The following is a 16,794-nucleotide window of genomic DNA, read 5'->3' on the forward strand; positions in this document are numbered from 1 at the left end:
CCACCCATGCAATTGCCAGCTATCCCCAACCGCCCAACTCCCTCCCCCACCTGCGCTTGTGACGCCTGGGATCAGGTTCGTGCAGTACGCAGGCGCCGTCCTTCACAGGATTTTCAAAACTTCCACTCGCGCGAGTGGCATACCCCACACCACGCGCCGGAAAACGCTTCCTACGTCACAGCCCTTACACCCCCACTAGTAATCAACCCTTCGGATGATTAGCACGCCCTTACCCGGCAGTCGCACCGCCGCGCCGCAACACCACGGCAGGGCGGCCGCGCTGCAAGACCACGGCACCAGCCGGGCGATGGCCGCACTCGCGCCACAGACCCGGCTGCGCCGCAGTAGTATGGCCGCAGCTGCCCACCCCAGCTCCGGCCACCCCGCTTGTGCTAGAAATCCCAGTCTTCGTCGGTGGTGTCTTCCGCCTTGCCAATCACATAGGAAGAGCCAGACCCAGAGAAGAAGTCATGGTTCTCATCTGCATTCGGCGATAGCGAGGACAGAATTGCCGGCGAAACCTTCGTCTCATCATCCGGGAACAATCCCTCGTAGCCCAGGTTGTTAAGGGCCTTATTCGCGTTGTAGCGCAAGAAGCGCTTCACGTCTTCGGTCCAGCCCAGATCATCGTAGAGGTCTTCGGTGTAGTCGAGCTCATTGTCATAGAGGTCGTAGACCAAGTCGAAGGTGTAGCCCTTGAGCTCTTCTTGTTCCGCTTGCGTCAGCTTCTTCAGCCCCTGCTGGTACTTGTAGCCAATGTAGTATCCATGCACGGCTTCGTCGCGGATGATCAGCCGGATAATATCCGCCGTGTTTGTCAGCTTGGCACGCGAAGAGAAATACATCGGCAGATAGAACCCGGAGTAGAACAGGAAGGACTCCAGCAGCGTGGACGCCACCTTCTTCTTCAGCGGATCATCGCCCTGGTAGTAGGACAAGACGATTTTCGCCTTCTTCTGCAGGTTTTCGTTTTCTTCGGACCAACGGAAGGCATCATTGATCTGCGGCGTGCTCGACAGCGTCATAAAGATATTGGAGTAGGACTTCGCGTGCACGGACTCCATGAAGGCAATGTTGGTGTACACCGCTTCTTCGTGCGGCGTGACGGCATCGGGAAGCAACGACACCGCACCGACAGTGCCCTGGATGGTATCCAACAGGGTCAGGCCGGTAAACACCCGCATGGTGGTTTCCTGCTCCTTCTCCGTCAGGGTCTTCCAGGAGGGGAGGTCATTGGACACTGGAACTTTTTCCGGCAGCCAGAAGTTTCCGGTCAACCGGTCCCACACTTCCGCGTCCTTCTCGTCCGGGACGGTGTTCCAGTTGATGGCCTTCACGGGTTTGTCGTGGCTTTCCAAATAAGCATCATATTCCTGCGTCACGGCGGAAATACCCCTTCTTGATTCCTTGTAATTTCATTGGCCAGTCGTGGCCGCTATTTACTTCGCCAGTCGTGTCCGCTATTGACTTGGCCAGTCGCGGTCGTTATTGACACTGCCCCTCAGTCTACGCGACGGCGAGTTGTTCATTAAGGTGGGTTAGACCAGTCCCCTGCCCAACAGAGGAAGCACCATGGCCCAACTCTCAGATAGCGCCACACTGTTGCAATCGACCGTCGTGGACACCATCGGTTCAGAAATTGTCACTGGCACCCTCAGCGTGGATCAGCGCTTTACGCTCCAGGACATCGGCGCTCGTTTCGGTATCTCACGCACTGTTGCCCGCGAAGCCATGCGCGCCCTGGAGCAGCTCGGCCTCATCATGTCCTCGCGCCGCGTGGGTTTGACGGTGCAACCCATTTCTGAGTGGAATCTCTTTGACCCCTTGGTCATCGGTTGGCGCATGCGCAGTGAACGTACCCGCGCTGAGCAGCTGCGTTCTTTGAATAATATGCGTCTGGCGGTCGAGCCTATTGCAGCTCGCTTGGCGTCCACGCACGCCTCCCCGGAGCAGGCGAGAAAGTTGGTGGAGCTCGCCCACCGCTTGCAGGAGCTGGAGGTCAACCCTTCCCCGCGTGTGGGTGAGGAGCTCTCGGTGGACTTAAGCTTCCACACGCTTATCTTGCAGGCTTCGGGGGATCAGATGTTTGCGGGCCTCGCCCCTTCCTTGTTGGCTATGTTCAAGGGCAAGTCTGTTTTTGGTTCCCGCAAGCGTGATCCCATTGCGGGGACCACGCAGCTTCACTTGGAGCTTGCCCAGGCCATCCATGACCGCCAGGGCGAGCGTGCTGAAAGGCTTGCGCGCGCAATCCTCGATGAGGCTCGCGCGCATGTGGTCTAGCCTTAGCTTGCCGATGCCCCCGTGCCCTACAGCATGCAGGACACGCAGCCTTCGATCTCGGTGCCTTCCAGGGCCATCTGCCGCAGGCGGATGTAATACAGGGTCTTGATGCCCTTGCGCCATGCGTAGATCTGCGCACGGTTGATGTCGCGGGTGGTGGCGGTGTCTTTGAAGAACAGCGTGAGGGACAGGCCCTGGTCGATGTACTTGGTGGCTTCCGCGTAGGTGTCAATGATCTTCTCGTAGCCGATCTCATAGGAGTCCTTGAAGTACTCCAAGTTGTCATTGTTCATATGCGGCGCGGGGTAGTAGACGCGGCCAATCTTGCCCTCTTTGCGGATCTCAATCTTGGACGCAATCGGGTGAATGGACGATGTCGAGTTATTGATGTAGGAGATCGATCCGGTGGGCGGGACTGCCTGCAGATTGCGGTTGTAGAGTCCGTGCTCGGCTACCTGCTGCTTGAGGTCTTCCCAGTCCTCTGCGGTAGGCGTGTGGATGGACGAGGCCGCAAAGAGGTCCTTGACTCGTTGCGTCTTCGGTGTGAACTCTTCCGGGTTGTAGCGGTCGAAGAACGCGCCGTTGGCGTAGTCCGATTGCGGGAACTCCCCAAAGTACTGGCCGCGCTCGCGGGCAATCTTGTTGGAGGCGCGCAGTGCGGCGTACATTACTGCCGCAAAGTAGGCGTTGGCGAAGTCGAGGGCTTCTTCGGAGCCGTACTCAATGTGCTCGCGGCCTAGGTATCCGTGCAAGTTCATTTGGCCTAGGCCGATGGCGTGTGAGTCATCGTTACCTTCGCGCACGGAGGGCACCGAGTCGATGCTGGTCTTGTCTGCCACCGCCGTCAGAGCTCGAATGGCGGTCTCTACGGTCTGGGCAAAGTCCGGGGAGTCCATGGTCATGGCGATGTTCAGCGAGCCCAGGTTGCAGGAAATGTCGCTGCCCATCTGGGCATAGGACAGATCCTCGTTAAACACGGAGGCCTTGTTAACCTGCAGGATCTCCGAACACAGGTTGGACATGTTAATCCGCCCGGTCTTGACCGGGTTGGCCTTGTTGACGGTGTCCTCGAACATGATGTACGGGTATCCGGACTCGAATTGGATCTCTGCCAGGGTCTGGAAGAAGTGCCGGGCGTTGATCTTCTTCTTGCGGATCCGCGGGTCTTCCACCATCTCTTCGTAGTGTTCGGTGACCGAGAGGTCTGCGAAGGGCTTGCCGTAGACTCGCTCGACGTCGTACGGGGAGAACAGGTACATGTCGTCGTTCTTCTTGGCCAGCTCGAAGGTGATGTCGGGGATGACCACGCCCAGCGATAGCGTCTTGATGCGGATCTTCTCATCCGCATTCTCTCGCTTGGTGTCCAGGAAGCTCAGGATGTCCGGGTGGTGTGCGTGCAAGTACACCGCACCAGCGCCCTGGCGGGCACCTAGCTGGTTGGCGTAGGAGAAAGAGTCTTCCAGCAGCTTCATCACCGGAATAACCCCAGAGGACTGGTTTTCGATGTGCTTGATCGGGGCGCCCGATTCGCGGATATTTGATAGCAACAGTGCCACACCGCCGCCACGCTTGGACAGCTGCAGAGCAGAGTTGATCGACCGCCCAATGGACTCCATGTTGTCTTCAATGCGCAGCAGGAAGCATGAAACGAGTTCACCGCGCTGCGCCTTGCCCGCATTCAGGAAGGTCGGCGTTGCCGGCTGGAAGCGCCCGGTCATGATTTCGTCGACAACATGCTCTGCGATGTCCTGATGTCCGTCGGCCAGGAACAGCGCCGTCATTGCCACGCGGTCTTCAAAGCGCTCCAGGTAGCGGCGCCCATCGAAAGTTTTGAGCGTATAGGAGGTGTAGTACTTGTAGGCACCCAGGAAGGATTGGAAGCGGAACTTGTAGGAGTAAGCCCTCTTGAACAGGTCCTTAATAAAGCCGAAGTCATACTGCGCAATGACTTCCGGCTCGTAGTACTTGTTGCTGATCAGGTAGTCAATCTTTTCTTCCAGGTCATGGAAGTAGACGGTGTTCTGATTGACGTGCTGCAAGAAGAATTGGTTCGCGGCCTCGCGGTCCTTATCGAACTGAATCTTGCCCTGCTCATCGTACAGGTTGAGCAGCGCGTTCAACGCGTGGTAGTCCAGCTGTTGTTCCTGAGACACCGGCTCCGGGACGTTCTTTCCAAGCAGATTCGACACTTAAGGCCGCCTTTCCTCTCACGGGGCACTTCCCCCACAAATTCACGTTTTTAGTTAGCTACAGGCTCCAGGCCCAGCTGTTGCGCGTTGGCTAAGAGGCCTTCGCGGCATACAGCGACGTCCTCTGCCGAACCCAAGAGTTCAAACCGGTAGACGTAGGGAACCCTGCACTTGGCGGCGATTACCTCTCCCGCCTTACCGAAGTCCGAGCCGAAGTTGGAGTTGCCCCCCGCAATGACTGCGCGTATCAGACTGCGATTGTGCTCATTATTAAGGAATTGGATTACTTGCGGGGGTACTGGCCGGGAGTTTTGGCGGCTAATGCTCGCCCCTCCCCCGTAGGTCGGGCATACCAGCACATAGGGTTCATCCACCGTGATGGGCTCCGCGGACTTCCGCAGTGGAATCCGCACGCTCGGCAGACCCAGTTTTCCCACAAAGCGGTGCGTGTTTTCCGTTGCGGAGGAGAAGTACACCACCAGCATGGGACTTAGGCAGCCTTTGCTAGGGCCTTGATGCGCTCCAGGCGGAACCCGGACCAGTGCTCACCGTTTACCTCGACAACAGGAGCAGAGATGTACCCCAGGGCCATAACGTAGTCGCGGGCTTCACTATCCATCGACAGGTCCACCAAGTCGTAGTCTAGGCCGGCCCGATCCAGGGCCTTCTTGGTGGCTTCACACTGAACGCAAGCGGGCTTGGTATAGACGGTAATAGGCATAGCGGGAGTCCTTCTAGGTAAAGCATGCGGGGCCGGTCTTCCTCGACCCCTTCAACACGAACGACACTATACTTTGTGCCCTTTCACCGCAAGCGACACAACATATAGTAGTTACAGCCATGATATTCCCAGCATAGCCCGCCCATCCGCCCCACATCTTGACACCCTTTTCTACCCCTCGAGTTACACACATGAAATTCCCCATCTTTATCCACAGGCCCTCCTGGGAATTGCACAGGTGTCAGTGATTAACATCACATGCCCTGATCGAAACACCCCGGCGATCCTCCACACTGTCCCCGCCGGCCCCAAGCCCGCCAACCTTAGAAGCGCCACAACGCAAACACCCCGCTAGCTCCTGCACGGAGTTGGCGGGGTGTGTGCGTTAAGAACAATCGTTCCTTAGCCCTGGCGAGCCTTGAAACGAGGATCCCTCTTATTGATCACGAAGACCTTGCCGTGGCGACGGACAACCTGAGCGCCCGGCTTGTTCTTCAGCGACCGAAGCGACTTGCGAACCTTCATCGGGCGCTCCTTTCCTTATGCGCTATTCCAAGCGGATGAATACTTTAAGTACGGCTACACACGTAGCCATGACACGAGGGAATACAATACCGGAACCCGGCCCTTTTGCCAAAACTCCCTTAAAGCTTCGCAGTGGCTACCATGTCTTTATGACTACCGACCGCACCGCAGACGCCTCTTTGCAACGCCACATCATTGCCACGTTAGGCACTTTACCCACCATCGACCCAGCTACCGAGACAGCTAAGCGGGTCAACTATCTCGCAGACTACCTGCGCCACACCGGTGCGACAGGTTACGTGCTGGGCATTTCTGGCGGCCAAGACTCGACTTTGGCCGGACGCCTGGCCCAGCTGGCTTGTGAGCGTGTGGAAGGCGCCGAGTTTTGGGCCGTCCGCCTGCCCCATGGCATCCAATCGGACGAGGCCGACGCACAGACCGCCTTACAGTTTATCCAGCCAGACCACACGCTAACTGTAAATATTCAACAGCCCACCACCGCCCTAGACCAGGCTATGGCCAGTAGCTTTCCCGGCGGGCTGAGCGACTTCAACCGCGGCAATGTCAAGGCTCGGCTGCGCATGACCGCGCAGTACGCCATCGCGGGCGAGGTAGGCGCCCTCGTGGTGGGCACAGACCATGCTGCCGAAAACATCACGGGGTTCTTCACCAAGTGGGGCGATGGCGCAGCCGATGTCCTCCCCCTCGAGGGCTTGAACAAGCGGCAGGGCGCACAGCTCCTAGAGCACCTAGGCGCCCCATCGTCGACGTGGACTAAGGTCCCCACCGCTGACCTAGAGGACGACAAGCCGTTGCTACCCGACGAGGAGGCACTGGGTGTTACCTACGCCCACATTGATGACTACCTGGAGGGCAAGGACATTCCTGCCGATGCCCGCGCCCGCCTCGAGCAGCTATGGTTCCGCGCCGCGCACAAGCGCCGGATGCCCGGCGGCCCCGTCACCGCCCCTATCAGCTAAGGGCCGGGTGCCTGGTCGAGCGTGTTGGCACCAGGCTGCACACCTCACGACGCAAGCCAACCGATGTCGGTGAGGAGAGGACCCGCAAAGAGAGGACCACAGAGGGAAGAAAAGGGGCTGCCACCCCGAAAGGTGACAGCCCCTGCATATGGTGGAGCTAACGGGATTCGAACCCGTGACCCCCACACTGCCAGTGTGGTGCGCTACCAGCTGCGCCATAGCCCCATTGAGTTTATGAAATTGTGGAGTGGAGCTAACGGGATTCGAACCCGTGACCCCCACACTGCCAGTGTGGTGCGCTACCAGCTGCGCCATAGCCCCTTATTCAAGCGTGCCCACAGGAGTGGACAACGCCGTTTAATATATACGCCCAACCGGGGCGCAGCCAAATCGGCTAGAGAGCCTTGGCCTTTTCCACCCAATCAAGGATGGACTCGCCTTCCTCATCAAAGTCCTTGCCCTGGTAGATAACTCGCGGGGAGGAGATGGTGCCGGTCTCTTCCTTCAGACGCATGGCGTTGGCAGCGGCGATGTCGCCACCCTGGGCCTTGAGGTCTGCAGCCTTGACGGCATCGGCGGTATCGGCAGACGCACCCATCTGCTTGGCAGCATGAGCAAAGTCAGTGGCATCCCACTTGTTGTAGACCTTCTCCTGGTCCTCCATCAGGTAGGTGCGCAGGTTCCAGTAGGTCTTGGCATCTCCAGTTGCAGCCAGGGCGTTCATAGCAGCAGCGGCCTTGGTGGAGTGGCCAGTGGCGCCAGAGAGGACATCCTCGGTCAGCTCCTTGCCGGACACATCCAGGAAGTTCAGGGGGCGAATCAGGACATTGAACTCACCGGCCTCGATGGCGGCCTTCATGTCTTCATCGGTGGCCTCTGCCAGCTCAGAGCAGTGAGGACAGGAGTAGTCCTCGTACAGCTCCAGCGTGGGTGCGTCCTTGGCGGTGTTCGCCGACGACAGCAAGATAGCGCCGTCCTTGTACTCCATGGTCATGGAGACATCCTCAAGCTCACGCTCGGCCAGATGCTCAGTCTTGGCCCCCTGGCCGTTCCAGACAATGTAGGCAATTACCGCGGCGATGATGGCCAGCAGGGCCACCAGGCCCCACAGGAACCCAGAACTGCCTTTGGCGTTGGGGTTGGTGACTTTCTTCGACATGAATGTTTTAATCCTTCATACATATAGGAACCGGCCCCTTCTCCGGGGCCGACTAGCGGTTTATTTTAACGGACCCTAGGCATAGATAGCCCACTTCTTCCACGGGCGTTTGATGGTCCAGATGGTCAAGAACACATAGAAGGCGTCGCGCGCCAGCGTCTTCATGTAGTTCATCACCTGCGCATCCTGCTCGGGGCTGACTTCGAAGCAGCCACAGTCGATACCCAGTCCACGCCCCCAGGCTTGCGCAATACCAATCATGAATAGCACCAGCACCACCAGAGAAACGCTGGCTGCTTGCCGCAGGAACAACCCCAGCAGGAGCATCAGGCCGCCGGCGATTTCCAGTGGACCAATGAGGTGGGCCAGGTACCCAGACCACTCCGGGGTGAAAATCTCATAGGCCTGGATGGTCTGGGTCACCGACATGTTTTCACCAATTTTGGCCATGCCAGCCTTGATCCAGATATAGGCCAGATAAAAGCGCGCGAAGGCACTAATGACGTCAAGCACTAGTTCCTTATTTATCTTGTAATTCACCCGATTCACTTTAGCCGTTAACTCCTAAAACCTGGGAAACCACAGCTTGTGCCTCCTGTTGCACCTGGCGCAGGTGCTCTTCCCCGCGGAAAGACTCGGCGTAAATTTTATACTTGTCCTCCGTTCCGGAAGGCCGTGCGGCAAACCAGGCGTTCTCCGTGGCTACCTTGAGCCCGCCCAGGGCGGCGCCGTTTCCGGGGGCATCGGTCAGCTTGGCCAGGATGGGCTCGCCCGCCAGCTCGGTGGCGGTGACCTGCTCCGGGGACAGGGCAGCCAGGAGGGCCTTGGCGGTGCGGTCTGCGGGGGCATCGGTACGCGCGTAGGCAGGTTCGCCCAGCTGCGCGGCTAATTCGGCGTAGCGCTGGGAGGGGCTTTGCCCGGTCACGGCCAGGATTTCTGCGGCCAGAAGCGCCAGGATAATCCCGTCCTTATCGGTGGTCCACACGCTTCCGTCGCGCCGCAGGAAGGACGCCCCGGCAGATTCCTCCCCACCAAAGCCAATGCGGCCCTCAGTTAGCCCGTCGACGAACCACTTGAATCCCACCGGCACCTCCACCAGTTCACGCCCGTACGCCGCCACCACCCGGTCAATCAGGGAGGAGGACACGGCTGTCTTGCCAATACCCACCCCAGCGTCCCACTGCGGCCGGTGCCCCAGCAGGTAGTCAATGGCCACCGCCAGGAAGTGGTTGGGGTTCATCAGACCGGCATCGGGGGTGACAATGCCGTGGCGGTCTGCATCAGCGTCGTTGCCCGTGGCCAGGTCAAAGCGCTCCCGGTTAGCAATAAGCGAGGCCATGGCGTGCGCGGAGGAGCAGTCCATGCGAATTTGGCCGTCGGTATCCAAAGTCATAAAGCGGAAAGTGCCGTCGACGTCCGGGTTGACCACCTCCAGGTTCAGCCCGTACTCCTGCGCGATATACGGCCAGTAGCTTGCCGATGCCCCTCCCATCGGGTCCGCCCCAATGTGCACCCCGGCTGCGGCAATGGCTTCCATGTCGATCACCGCGCCCAAGTCTTTGACGTAGTGGCTGCGATAGTCGAAGGCCTGCGCTCTCCCGTCGCGCACACCTTCTACCGGGGTGGTGGCCACGCCGTCGAGCCCGGCGCGCAGGTAGTCATTGGCCCGGCTGGCAATCCAGCTGGTGGCCTCGCTACCGGCTGGGCCACCGTGGCTGGGGTTGTACTTGAAGCCGCCATCGCGCGGCGGGTTGTGGGAGGGGGTGATGACTATGCCGTCGGAACCCGGGTGGGTGAGGATGGCATGCGAGATGGCCGGGGTGGGCGTGTAGCCACCGGCGGCATCGACCCGCACATCAACGCCATTGGCCAGCAGCACCTGCAGGGCACTGAGCAGGGCGGGCTCGGAGAGCGCATGGGTATCCCGGCCGATAAACAGTGGGCCACGCACGCCGTGCTGCGTGCGGTAGTCCACGATGGCTTGGGTAATGGCCAGGATGTGGTCTTCGTTGAAAGCCCGGTCCAGGGCGCTGCCACGGTGGCCGGAGGTACCGAAGGCGACCTCCTGGCCGGGGGTGTCTACCTGCGGGTGCAGGGTGTAATAGGCGGCGACTAGTTCAGCGATGTCAATGAGGTCCTGGGGGCGGGCCGGGCGCCCGGCATGCTCGTGTGCCATGGGGTTCGCGCTCCTTGCGTGAATGGATACTTCCCTTCCATCTTTCCCTGTTCCGGGGCGTGTGCGCGAGGTTTGGGGGAGAACTCACACCCAACTGGGAGCAAACTAGTATGTGGGCCATGCGTGAAGCCATGATTGTTGGGTTGGGTGCGGCCTTGGGGGCGCTTGCCCGCTGGGGTTTAGGCCAGGTGCTTGGTGATGCCCCCTGGGTCCTCCTCGCCATCAACGTGGCGGGTTCCGGGTTGATGGGTTTGGTGCGTCCGGGGCTGTTTTGGGGCACCGGCGTGTTGGGCGGGTTTACCTCGTTGAGTGCCTTTGCCGTCCTGAGCGCCCACTTGGCTCCTGGTGTGGCTGCGGCCTATGTGGCTGCCACACTGAGCGGATGCGTAGGCGCCTACCTATTGGGGGATGTCTGGCGGGAGCGCCGGGATGCTTGAGGCAGCCGCGGTGGCACTCGAGCCTGCGTCGGCGGTGCTCGAACCTGTTTCTGTGCTGCTTGAGGCTGGCGCCGTGGCCCTTGGCGCTGGCGTGGGCGGCATGCTGCGCTATGCACTGGCCCGGCGGCTACCCTCCCCCTGGGGCACGCTGGTGGCCAACGTGCTGGCCACGGTGGTGGCCGTGATGGCCCTTCAGTATTTCGTGGCCCAGCAGCTGGCGGTGGCCTTATGCGCCACCGGCTTTGCCGGCGGGCTATCCACCTGGTCTACCCTGGCCCGCGAGCTGGGCACGCGGGTGCGCCAGCGGCGCTGGGCCAAGGCGGTGGGCTACGCGATGCTCACCTTGGCGCTGACGCTACTAATCAGCAATTGCATCTAGCGGCGGAGTCTTAGCCGCACGCGCAGCCGGCCACAGGGCGGCCACCACGCCCACCAGGGCGGAACCACCCAGCATGGCCGCAATCAGCCCACCGGGCACGGCGGCACTTTCTAGGCCGCTATCTCCCAGGACCTCAATGAAGGCCCAGCCCAGGCCAAAGCCGATGAGCACGCCTGCGAGCGCACCAAAGATGGCAATCTGGACTGCTTCCAAGGTGATCATGGTGCGAATCTGGCGCCGGGCTGTGCCCACTGCACGCAGCATGCCAATTTCCTGGCGGCGCTCGATCACGCCCAGGGTTAGGGTATTGACAATGCCCAAAACAGCGATGATGACCGCCAGCGACAACAGGCCATACAAAATGGCCAGCATCTGGTTAATCATGCTCGCGGCTTGCCCTGCAAAGTCCTGCGCGGACATCACCTGAACCACCAGCAGTTCCTTGACTGCCTTCTCCAGGTCGGCGCGTAGCTGCTCTTGGTCCACGCCTTCTTCGCCGTTGACGCCCACCATGTAAATGGTCCGGGCCTCTTCGGGGATCTTGTCGCTGACCACCGCCAGGTTCTGCACCACGTCGTTGTTGGCGAAGATGCCCTTGACTTCGACCTCGCCCACCTTGGTGCCGGCCAGTTCCAGGGGTTGGGTTTGGCCTAGCTTCCAGCCGTGCTTGTCTGCAAAGGACTCGCTAATGATCACGCCTTGGGAAAACTCGGCGGTGCCCTCGCGCATATCGAAGGCCACCATCGCCCCCGGGGCCTTGTCAAAGACCATAGAAACCTGGGCTTGGGGGCCATAGTTCATGCCGGCCTCGCCACCCACGGTGACCGGGGCGGTGCTCAGGGAGACCACTTCGGCCACACCGGGGACATCGGCAACCAAGTCCGGAGTCTCCTCCGGGGTGGGGAAGTTGCCATTGGTCGGACCCGAAAGCAGGTAATCCGCCGTCAAGGTGGAGTCCACGGTGTCAGCAACCGAGGACTTCATGGTCTCCCCCAGCATGCCAATGGCCGTCACCAGCGCCACACCCAGCGTCAGCGCGAAGGCCGTCGCAGCGGTACGGCGCGGGTTGCGCCGGGAGTTGGTTGCCGCCAGCGCCCCCACCGCCCCGAATGGCCAGCCGATAATCTTGCCCAAAGTGGGCACCACCGGCAACGACAACGCGGGACCAGCCAAGAAGAAGCCCACGATGATGGCAAAGGCACCCACACCCACCAAGCTGGCGGCCACACCGGTGCGCTCGACGCCATACACACCCACCAGTGCGGCAGCAATACCAGCGGCGATAGCCACCAAGCCGCACACGGTGCGCGCCACCAGGGAAGACCCGGCGGCCTGCTCAGTAGAGCGCATGGCCTCCACGGGCTCCACCGCGCCCGCGCGACGAGCCGGAGCCCACGCGGAGACCACCGTCACCAACGTTCCCAGCACAATCGGCACCCCCACGGCCAGTGGGGACAACCCCAGGGAGGATCCCATCTCCATGCCCCGGCCGGCCATAATCGCCTTGATCACTGCCACCAGGCCCACGCCGGCCACCACGCCCACGGCAGAGCCAATCAGACCCACCACCAGAGCTTCAAGCACCACGGAACGCGAAATCTGGCTCTTGGAGGCACCAAGCGCGCGCAACAGCGCAAACTCCTTGGTTCGCTGAGCCACAATCATGGAGAAAGTATTCGCAATAATAAACGTGCCCACCAGCAGAGCAATCAACCCGAAGGCGATCAGGAAATAGTTCACAAACTTCAGCGCGGAACCAATCGCGTCGCTGAGCTCTTCTGCCAGGGCCTCACCAGACTCGGCTTCGATGTCCTCATAGGTGGCGTTGAGGTGTTCCACCAACTCGTCGGCATCCACGCCCTCAGCAGCAGACACCGCCATTTGGGATGTCTTGCCGTAGAGCTCTACAAATCCCGGCGCGTCCATCTCCAGCACCAGGGCGTCACCCTGGCTCACGGCCAGGGTGACAATGCCGCTGACAGTAACGTGGTCGCGGGTTTGCGGGTGGACCACAATCAGCTCATCGCCAACCTCGATGCCGTACTTCTCCGCCGCAGTGTCGTTGATCACCACCTCACCCTTGCCGTGCGGGGCTTTTCCTGACGTCAACTCCCCCGGCTGTCCCACGGTGTCCTCGGGGCCGTAGTAGGGGCTCAAGGTGGCAGAACCGCTGCCGGTTTGGAAGGGCTGCGCATCCTTGTCGGCGACCACCACAGTCTGGCTGGAGCGGAGGTTCGCACCCTTGACCTTAGGGTCATCGGCAAGCTTCTGGCGGTAGGCCTCGTCGAAATTCTTGCCATTAACGGCGGCATCGACCCCGGTAAAGGCATTAGACACTGCGGAGTCAAACGTGGCCGACAGCGAGTTGGTAAACATAAACGAACCCGCAATGAAGGACGTACCCAGCACCACTGCCAGCACGGTCAGGGCCAATCGCAGCTTGTGGGCCAAAATGTTGCGCAGGGAAACCTTGCGCATGGTATTCGTGGCTGCCATAAGAAATTAACCCTCGATTTCCGCCATGATTTTGTGGATGGCCTCCATGGTGGGTTCGTGCAGCTCGTTGACCACTCGGCCGTCGGCCAAGAAAATCACGCGGTCCGCGTAGCTTGCCGCCTTGGCATCATGGGTCACAATCACCACGGTCTGGCCGTCATGGTCCACGGCGTGGCGCAAAATGTCGAGCACCTCCGCAGAGGAATTGGAATCCAGGTTGCCCGTGGGCTCATCCCCAAAAATGATGTCCGGGCGGGAGACCAAAGCCCGCGCACACGCCACGCGCTGCTGCTGGCCGCCAGAAAGCTCCGCCGGGCGGTGGTGCAGCCGCTTGTCCAGGCCCAGGCGCGTAGTAATCTCTTCAAACCACTCCTGGTCCACCTTCTTGCCTGCAATATCGGTGGGCAAAGTGATGTTTTCCGCCGCAGTCAGCGTGGGCACCAAGTTAAAGGACTGGAAAATAAAACCCAGGCGGTCGCGCCGCAGGGCCGTGATCTCCTTATCGCTAAGCCGCGACATGTCGGTCTGCCCAATGAAAGCCGCACCCGACGTCGCCGAGTCCAGCCCGGCCATCGTGTGCATGAGTGTGGACTTTCCCGAACCCGAAGGGCCCATAATCGCGGTGAACTGGTTGCGCCCAAACTCCACGCTAACGTGGTCTAATGCGGTGACGGAGGCCTCTCCCTGGCCGTACTGCTTAAACAAATTCTCCGCGCGGGCGGCCGCTTCGGGGCTGGCGTGCATCCTGGATGCTCCTCACATGGGGTCGATGAACAAAACTGTAAACAAAACTTCCCCCTACCTTAGCGGGCTTGCCTGTGCGCGCTAGGATCGGCCCCATGCCCGCTGCGCTTCGTCTTTATGATGCCACCGCCTGCCGCGCCGCCACCCAGGTCCTGGCTGGCTACTCCACCAGCTTCTCCGCCGCGACTCGGTTGCTGGGCCCGCGCATGCGCCGCGATGTGGCCAACCTCTACGCGGTGGTGCGTATTGCGGATGAAATTGTCGATGGCGCCGCCGACCAGGACGTCCGCGCCCTGTTGGATTCTTATGAGCGCGCGGTCTTGGCTGCGCCTGCGCAGCGCTTTCACACCGACCCGGTGTTGCACGCCTATGCGCTTACTGCCCGTCGGTGTGGCTTTGCCCCGCAGCACCTGCAGGCATTTTTTGCCTCCATGCGCCAAGACATCGACACCACCATGCACACCCCCTCCAGTCTGGAGTCCTATATATACGGTTCCGCAGAGGTCATCGGGCTGCTGTGCTTAGACATCTTTCTTGCCGATGCCCCCTGCCCCACCCATCGCCCCCAACTCGAGGCCGGTGCCCGGCGGCTGGGCGCGGCCTTCCAGAAAATCAACTTCCTGCGCGACTTGGGCGCTGACTCCCGCGGCTTGGGCCGCACCTACTTCCCGCAGCTGCGCGACCACCCGCTCGACGCTGATATTCAGGCGGGGATTATTGCTGATATTCGCGCCGACCTGGCCGCCGCCGCCCCCGCTACGGCGATGCTGCCGCTGCGGCCCCGCTGTGCCGTCACCGCGGCCACGGCCGTGTTTACTCAGCTTGCCGATACCCTCGCCGCCACCCCGCCCGCAGAACTCACCCGCACCCGTGTGCGCGTATCCAACCCCCGCAAACTCCTGACACTGGCCACCAGCCTGCGCCGCACCCACTGATTGGACTCCTGTTTATGCACCCTGCACTTCGTTCTTGGCTTCCCGGAACTGCAAAACACCCGCAACTGCGTGCCGGTGACCCCGTGGTGGTCATTGGGGCGGGAATCGCGGGCCTGGCCACTGCCGCCTTGCTCAGCCGGGCCGGGCTGCGCGTGACTGTCTTGGAACGCCTAGACACAGTGGGCGGGCGCGCGGGCACCGTTACCGCCGACGGCTTTCGCTGGGACGCCGGGCCCTCCTGGTACTTGATGCCAGAGGCCTTCGACCACTTCTTTGAACTCTGCGGTACCCACCCTAGCCCCGAACCCCAAACCCTAGACCCGGCCTACCGGGTAATTTCTAGCTCCGGCGAACGTGTAGACGTGCGCACTGGTTCTGCGCCGGAGCTCTTTGAATCCCGCGAAGCCGGCGCCGGTGCCCGCCTGCGCGAGTACTTGGACCGTTCCAGCCTGACCTATCGCGTGGCGTTGAGTAACTACCTCTACACCACGTTTTCTTCGCCGCGCTCACTAGCCAGCAAAGAGACGCTGCGCCACGCGGGCCTGTTGGCGCAGCTGCTAACCCGCACCCTAGACACCCACGTGGCCCGGGATTTCCAGGATCCGCTGTTGCGACAAATCTTGTCCTACCCGGCCGTTTTCCTCTCCTCTCACCCTGCCGCAACACCGGCACTGTATTCGCTGATGAGCCACACCGATCTTGTCGAAGGTGTTCGCTACCCCCACGGCGGCTTTTGGGGTCTAACCCAGCACATCTATGAACTCGCCCTCGCGGCCGGGGCGCACATACGGCTGGGTTGTGAGGTCAGCGGCATCGTCAGTCAAGGCAGTACCTCCAGCCATGCCAGCGCCGCCAGCCATGCCAGCGCCGCCAGTCATACCAGCGCCGCCAGTCATGCCAGTACCCACGGTCCCGTCGGCACCGTCACCGGAGTGCGCTACACCAACACCGACGGCGAACACACCCTTCCTGCCAAAGCTGTAGTAGCCGCCGGGGACCTGTACCACACGGAGACACAGCTACTCGCACCCGAGCAGCGCACATTCCCTGAGCACTTCTTTGACAAGCGCGAACCCGGCGTTAGCGCCGTCCTGCTTATGCTGGGCGTGCGCGGCGAGCTGCCAGAGCTTGCCCACCACACTTTGCTCTTTAGCGAAGACTGGACGCCCGACTTCGCTGCTGTCTTTCGCCACGGCGGCGCCTCGCGCTCCATCTACATTTCGAAACCTTCGGCCACCGACCCCACCGTTGCCCCCGCTGGCCACGAGAACCTCTTCGTCCTCATCCCCGTCGCCCCCGATCCCACTTTGGGCCACGGCGATGCCTACGGCCACACCCCTTCCCCCGCTATTACCCAGCTTGCCGATGCCACCATCACCCAAATCGCCACCTGGGCCAACATCCCAGATCTTGCCCAGCGCATCGTTGTCCGCCGCACGGTCGGCCCAGCCGACTTCGCCGGGCGCTACCACGCCTGGAAAGGCGGCGCGATTGGCCCCTCGCACACGCTTGCCCAGTCTGCCTTCTTGCGCGGTACTCAGGCATCCACCCGCCTGGGGGGACTCTACTACGCAGGTGCCACTACCCTCCCCGGCGTAGGTGTGCCACTGTGCTTGATTTCTGCGGAGAACGTGCTTAAGCACATCGCCGGCATCCACGACACCGCACCTCTGTCCACCATCCCACGCCTGTAGCCCCCGCAATCCTTGACCTCTACGGTAAAGCATTGCGGCCACCAAACTAAAGCGTTGCGGGAGTCAAGCGAAGCACTGC

Annotated in this window: 16 protein-coding genes and 2 tRNA genes; 6 read left to right on the plus strand and 12 right to left on the minus strand. The window is 61.1% G+C overall.

What is annotated here, in order from left to right; translation table 11 throughout:
• Positions 1-392: 392 nt before the first annotated feature.
• Positions 393-1,382 carry a class 1b ribonucleoside-diphosphate reductase subunit beta gene (nrdF, locus tag G7Y31_RS09970; RefSeq protein ID WP_165009585.1) on the minus strand — a complete coding sequence of 330 codons (990 nt, stop codon included), beginning with the start codon at positions 1,380-1,382 and terminating at the stop codon, positions 393-395.
• Between the two features lie 190 nt (positions 1,383-1,572).
• Here nrdF and G7Y31_RS09975 point away from each other — a divergent pair, with 190 nt between their 5' ends.
• Positions 1,573-2,280: a FadR/GntR family transcriptional regulator gene (locus G7Y31_RS09975; RefSeq protein ID WP_165009583.1), complete on the plus strand. Its 708-nt coding sequence runs from the start codon at positions 1,573-1,575 to the stop codon at positions 2,278-2,280.
• 26 nt (positions 2,281-2,306) lie between these two features.
• Here G7Y31_RS09975 and nrdE read toward each other — a convergent pair whose 3' ends face one another.
• The 4 genes from nrdE to ykgO all read right to left on the minus strand — a co-directional run bounded on the left by nrdE (position 2,307) and on the right by ykgO (position 5,715).
• Entirely contained in the window at positions 2,307-4,469 is a 2,163-nt protein-coding gene (gene nrdE, locus G7Y31_RS09980; RefSeq protein ID WP_165009581.1) for a class 1b ribonucleoside-diphosphate reductase subunit alpha, read from the minus strand.
• A 50-nt stretch (positions 4,470-4,519) separates the two neighbouring features.
• Positions 4,520-4,954, minus strand: a complete 435-nt coding sequence (nrdI, locus tag G7Y31_RS09985) for a class Ib ribonucleoside-diphosphate reductase assembly flavoprotein NrdI (protein ID WP_165009580.1) — start codon at positions 4,952-4,954, stop codon at positions 4,520-4,522.
• Between the two features lie 5 nt (positions 4,955-4,959).
• A complete protein-coding gene (gene nrdH / locus G7Y31_RS09990; RefSeq protein ID WP_165009577.1) occupies positions 4,960-5,190 on the minus strand; it encodes a glutaredoxin-like protein NrdH in 231 nt (76 codons plus the stop codon).
• Positions 5,191-5,592: 402 nt separating this feature from the next.
• Entirely contained in the window at positions 5,593-5,715 is a 123-nt protein-coding gene (gene ykgO, locus G7Y31_RS09995) for a type B 50S ribosomal protein L36 (RefSeq protein ID WP_075733004.1), read from the minus strand.
• Between the two features lie 149 nt (positions 5,716-5,864).
• On the opposite strand from ykgO, the gene nadE reads away from it, so the two are divergent.
• Positions 5,865-6,695, plus strand: coding sequence for an ammonia-dependent NAD(+) synthetase (nadE, locus tag G7Y31_RS10000; protein WP_165009575.1), 831 nt, complete (start codon positions 5,865-5,867; stop codon positions 6,693-6,695).
• A 149-nt stretch (positions 6,696-6,844) separates the two neighbouring features.
• Here nadE and G7Y31_RS10005 read toward each other — a convergent pair.
• The 5 genes from G7Y31_RS10005 to pgm all read right to left on the minus strand — a co-directional run bounded on the left by G7Y31_RS10005 (position 6,845) and on the right by pgm (position 10,030).
• Positions 6,845-6,920 (minus strand) — tRNA-Ala (locus tag G7Y31_RS10005).
• 23 nt (positions 6,921-6,943) lie between these two features.
• Positions 6,944-7,016 (minus strand) — tRNA-Ala (locus G7Y31_RS10010).
• A gap of 73 nt (positions 7,017-7,089) precedes the next feature.
• Positions 7,090-7,854, minus strand: a complete 765-nt coding sequence (locus G7Y31_RS10015; RefSeq protein WP_165009573.1) for a DsbA family protein — start codon at positions 7,852-7,854, stop codon at positions 7,090-7,092.
• A gap of 75 nt (positions 7,855-7,929) precedes the next feature.
• Positions 7,930-8,394, minus strand: coding sequence for a MauE/DoxX family redox-associated membrane protein (locus tag G7Y31_RS10020; RefSeq protein ID WP_165009571.1), 465 nt, complete (start codon positions 8,392-8,394; stop codon positions 7,930-7,932).
• Positions 8,395-8,404: 10 nt separating this feature from the next.
• Positions 8,405-10,030 (minus strand): phosphoglucomutase (alpha-D-glucose-1,6-bisphosphate-dependent), encoded by a 1,626-nt coding sequence (gene pgm, locus G7Y31_RS10025; protein WP_165009569.1) that lies wholly within the window; start codon positions 10,028-10,030, stop codon positions 8,405-8,407.
• Positions 10,031-10,149: 119 nt separating this feature from the next.
• Here pgm and G7Y31_RS10030 point away from each other — a divergent pair, with 119 nt between their 5' ends.
• Both G7Y31_RS10030 and G7Y31_RS10035 read left to right on the plus strand, forming a co-directional pair.
• Positions 10,150-10,467, plus strand: coding sequence for a fluoride efflux transporter family protein (locus G7Y31_RS10030; RefSeq protein WP_165009566.1), 318 nt, complete (start codon positions 10,150-10,152; stop codon positions 10,465-10,467).
• Positions 10,460-10,846 (plus strand): fluoride efflux transporter FluC, encoded by a 387-nt coding sequence (locus G7Y31_RS10035; protein WP_165009564.1) that lies wholly within the window; start codon positions 10,460-10,462, stop codon positions 10,844-10,846. The genes G7Y31_RS10030 and G7Y31_RS10035 overlap by 8 nt, the downstream gene beginning before the upstream one ends.
• On the opposite strand, the gene G7Y31_RS10040 is transcribed toward G7Y31_RS10035, so the two are convergent.
• Together G7Y31_RS10040 and G7Y31_RS10045 are read right to left on the minus strand one after the other, a co-directional pair.
• Entirely contained in the window at positions 10,826-13,342 is a 2,517-nt protein-coding gene (locus tag G7Y31_RS10040) for an ABC transporter permease (RefSeq protein WP_165009562.1), read from the minus strand. The genes G7Y31_RS10035 and G7Y31_RS10040 overlap by 21 nt on opposite strands.
• Before the next feature lie 6 nt (positions 13,343-13,348).
• Positions 13,349-14,086: an ABC transporter ATP-binding protein gene (locus G7Y31_RS10045; RefSeq protein ID WP_165009560.1), complete on the minus strand. Its 738-nt coding sequence runs from the start codon at positions 14,084-14,086 to the stop codon at positions 13,349-13,351.
• 95 nt (positions 14,087-14,181) lie between these two features.
• Here G7Y31_RS10045 and G7Y31_RS10050 point away from each other — a divergent pair, with 95 nt between their 5' ends.
• Together G7Y31_RS10050 and crtI are read left to right on the plus strand one after the other, a co-directional pair.
• Positions 14,182-15,021 (plus strand): phytoene/squalene synthase family protein, encoded by an 840-nt coding sequence (locus G7Y31_RS10050; RefSeq protein ID WP_165009558.1) that lies wholly within the window; start codon positions 14,182-14,184, stop codon positions 15,019-15,021.
• Positions 15,022-15,035: 14 nt separating this feature from the next.
• Positions 15,036-16,715, plus strand: a complete 1,680-nt coding sequence (gene crtI, locus G7Y31_RS10055; RefSeq protein WP_165009556.1) for a phytoene desaturase family protein — start codon at positions 15,036-15,038, stop codon at positions 16,713-16,715.
• Positions 16,716-16,794 lie beyond the last annotated feature (79 nt).

It is taken from the genome of Corynebacterium lizhenjunii (assembly GCF_011038655.2).
Classification (GTDB): Bacteria; Actinomycetota; Actinomycetes; order Mycobacteriales; family Mycobacteriaceae; genus Corynebacterium; species Corynebacterium lizhenjunii.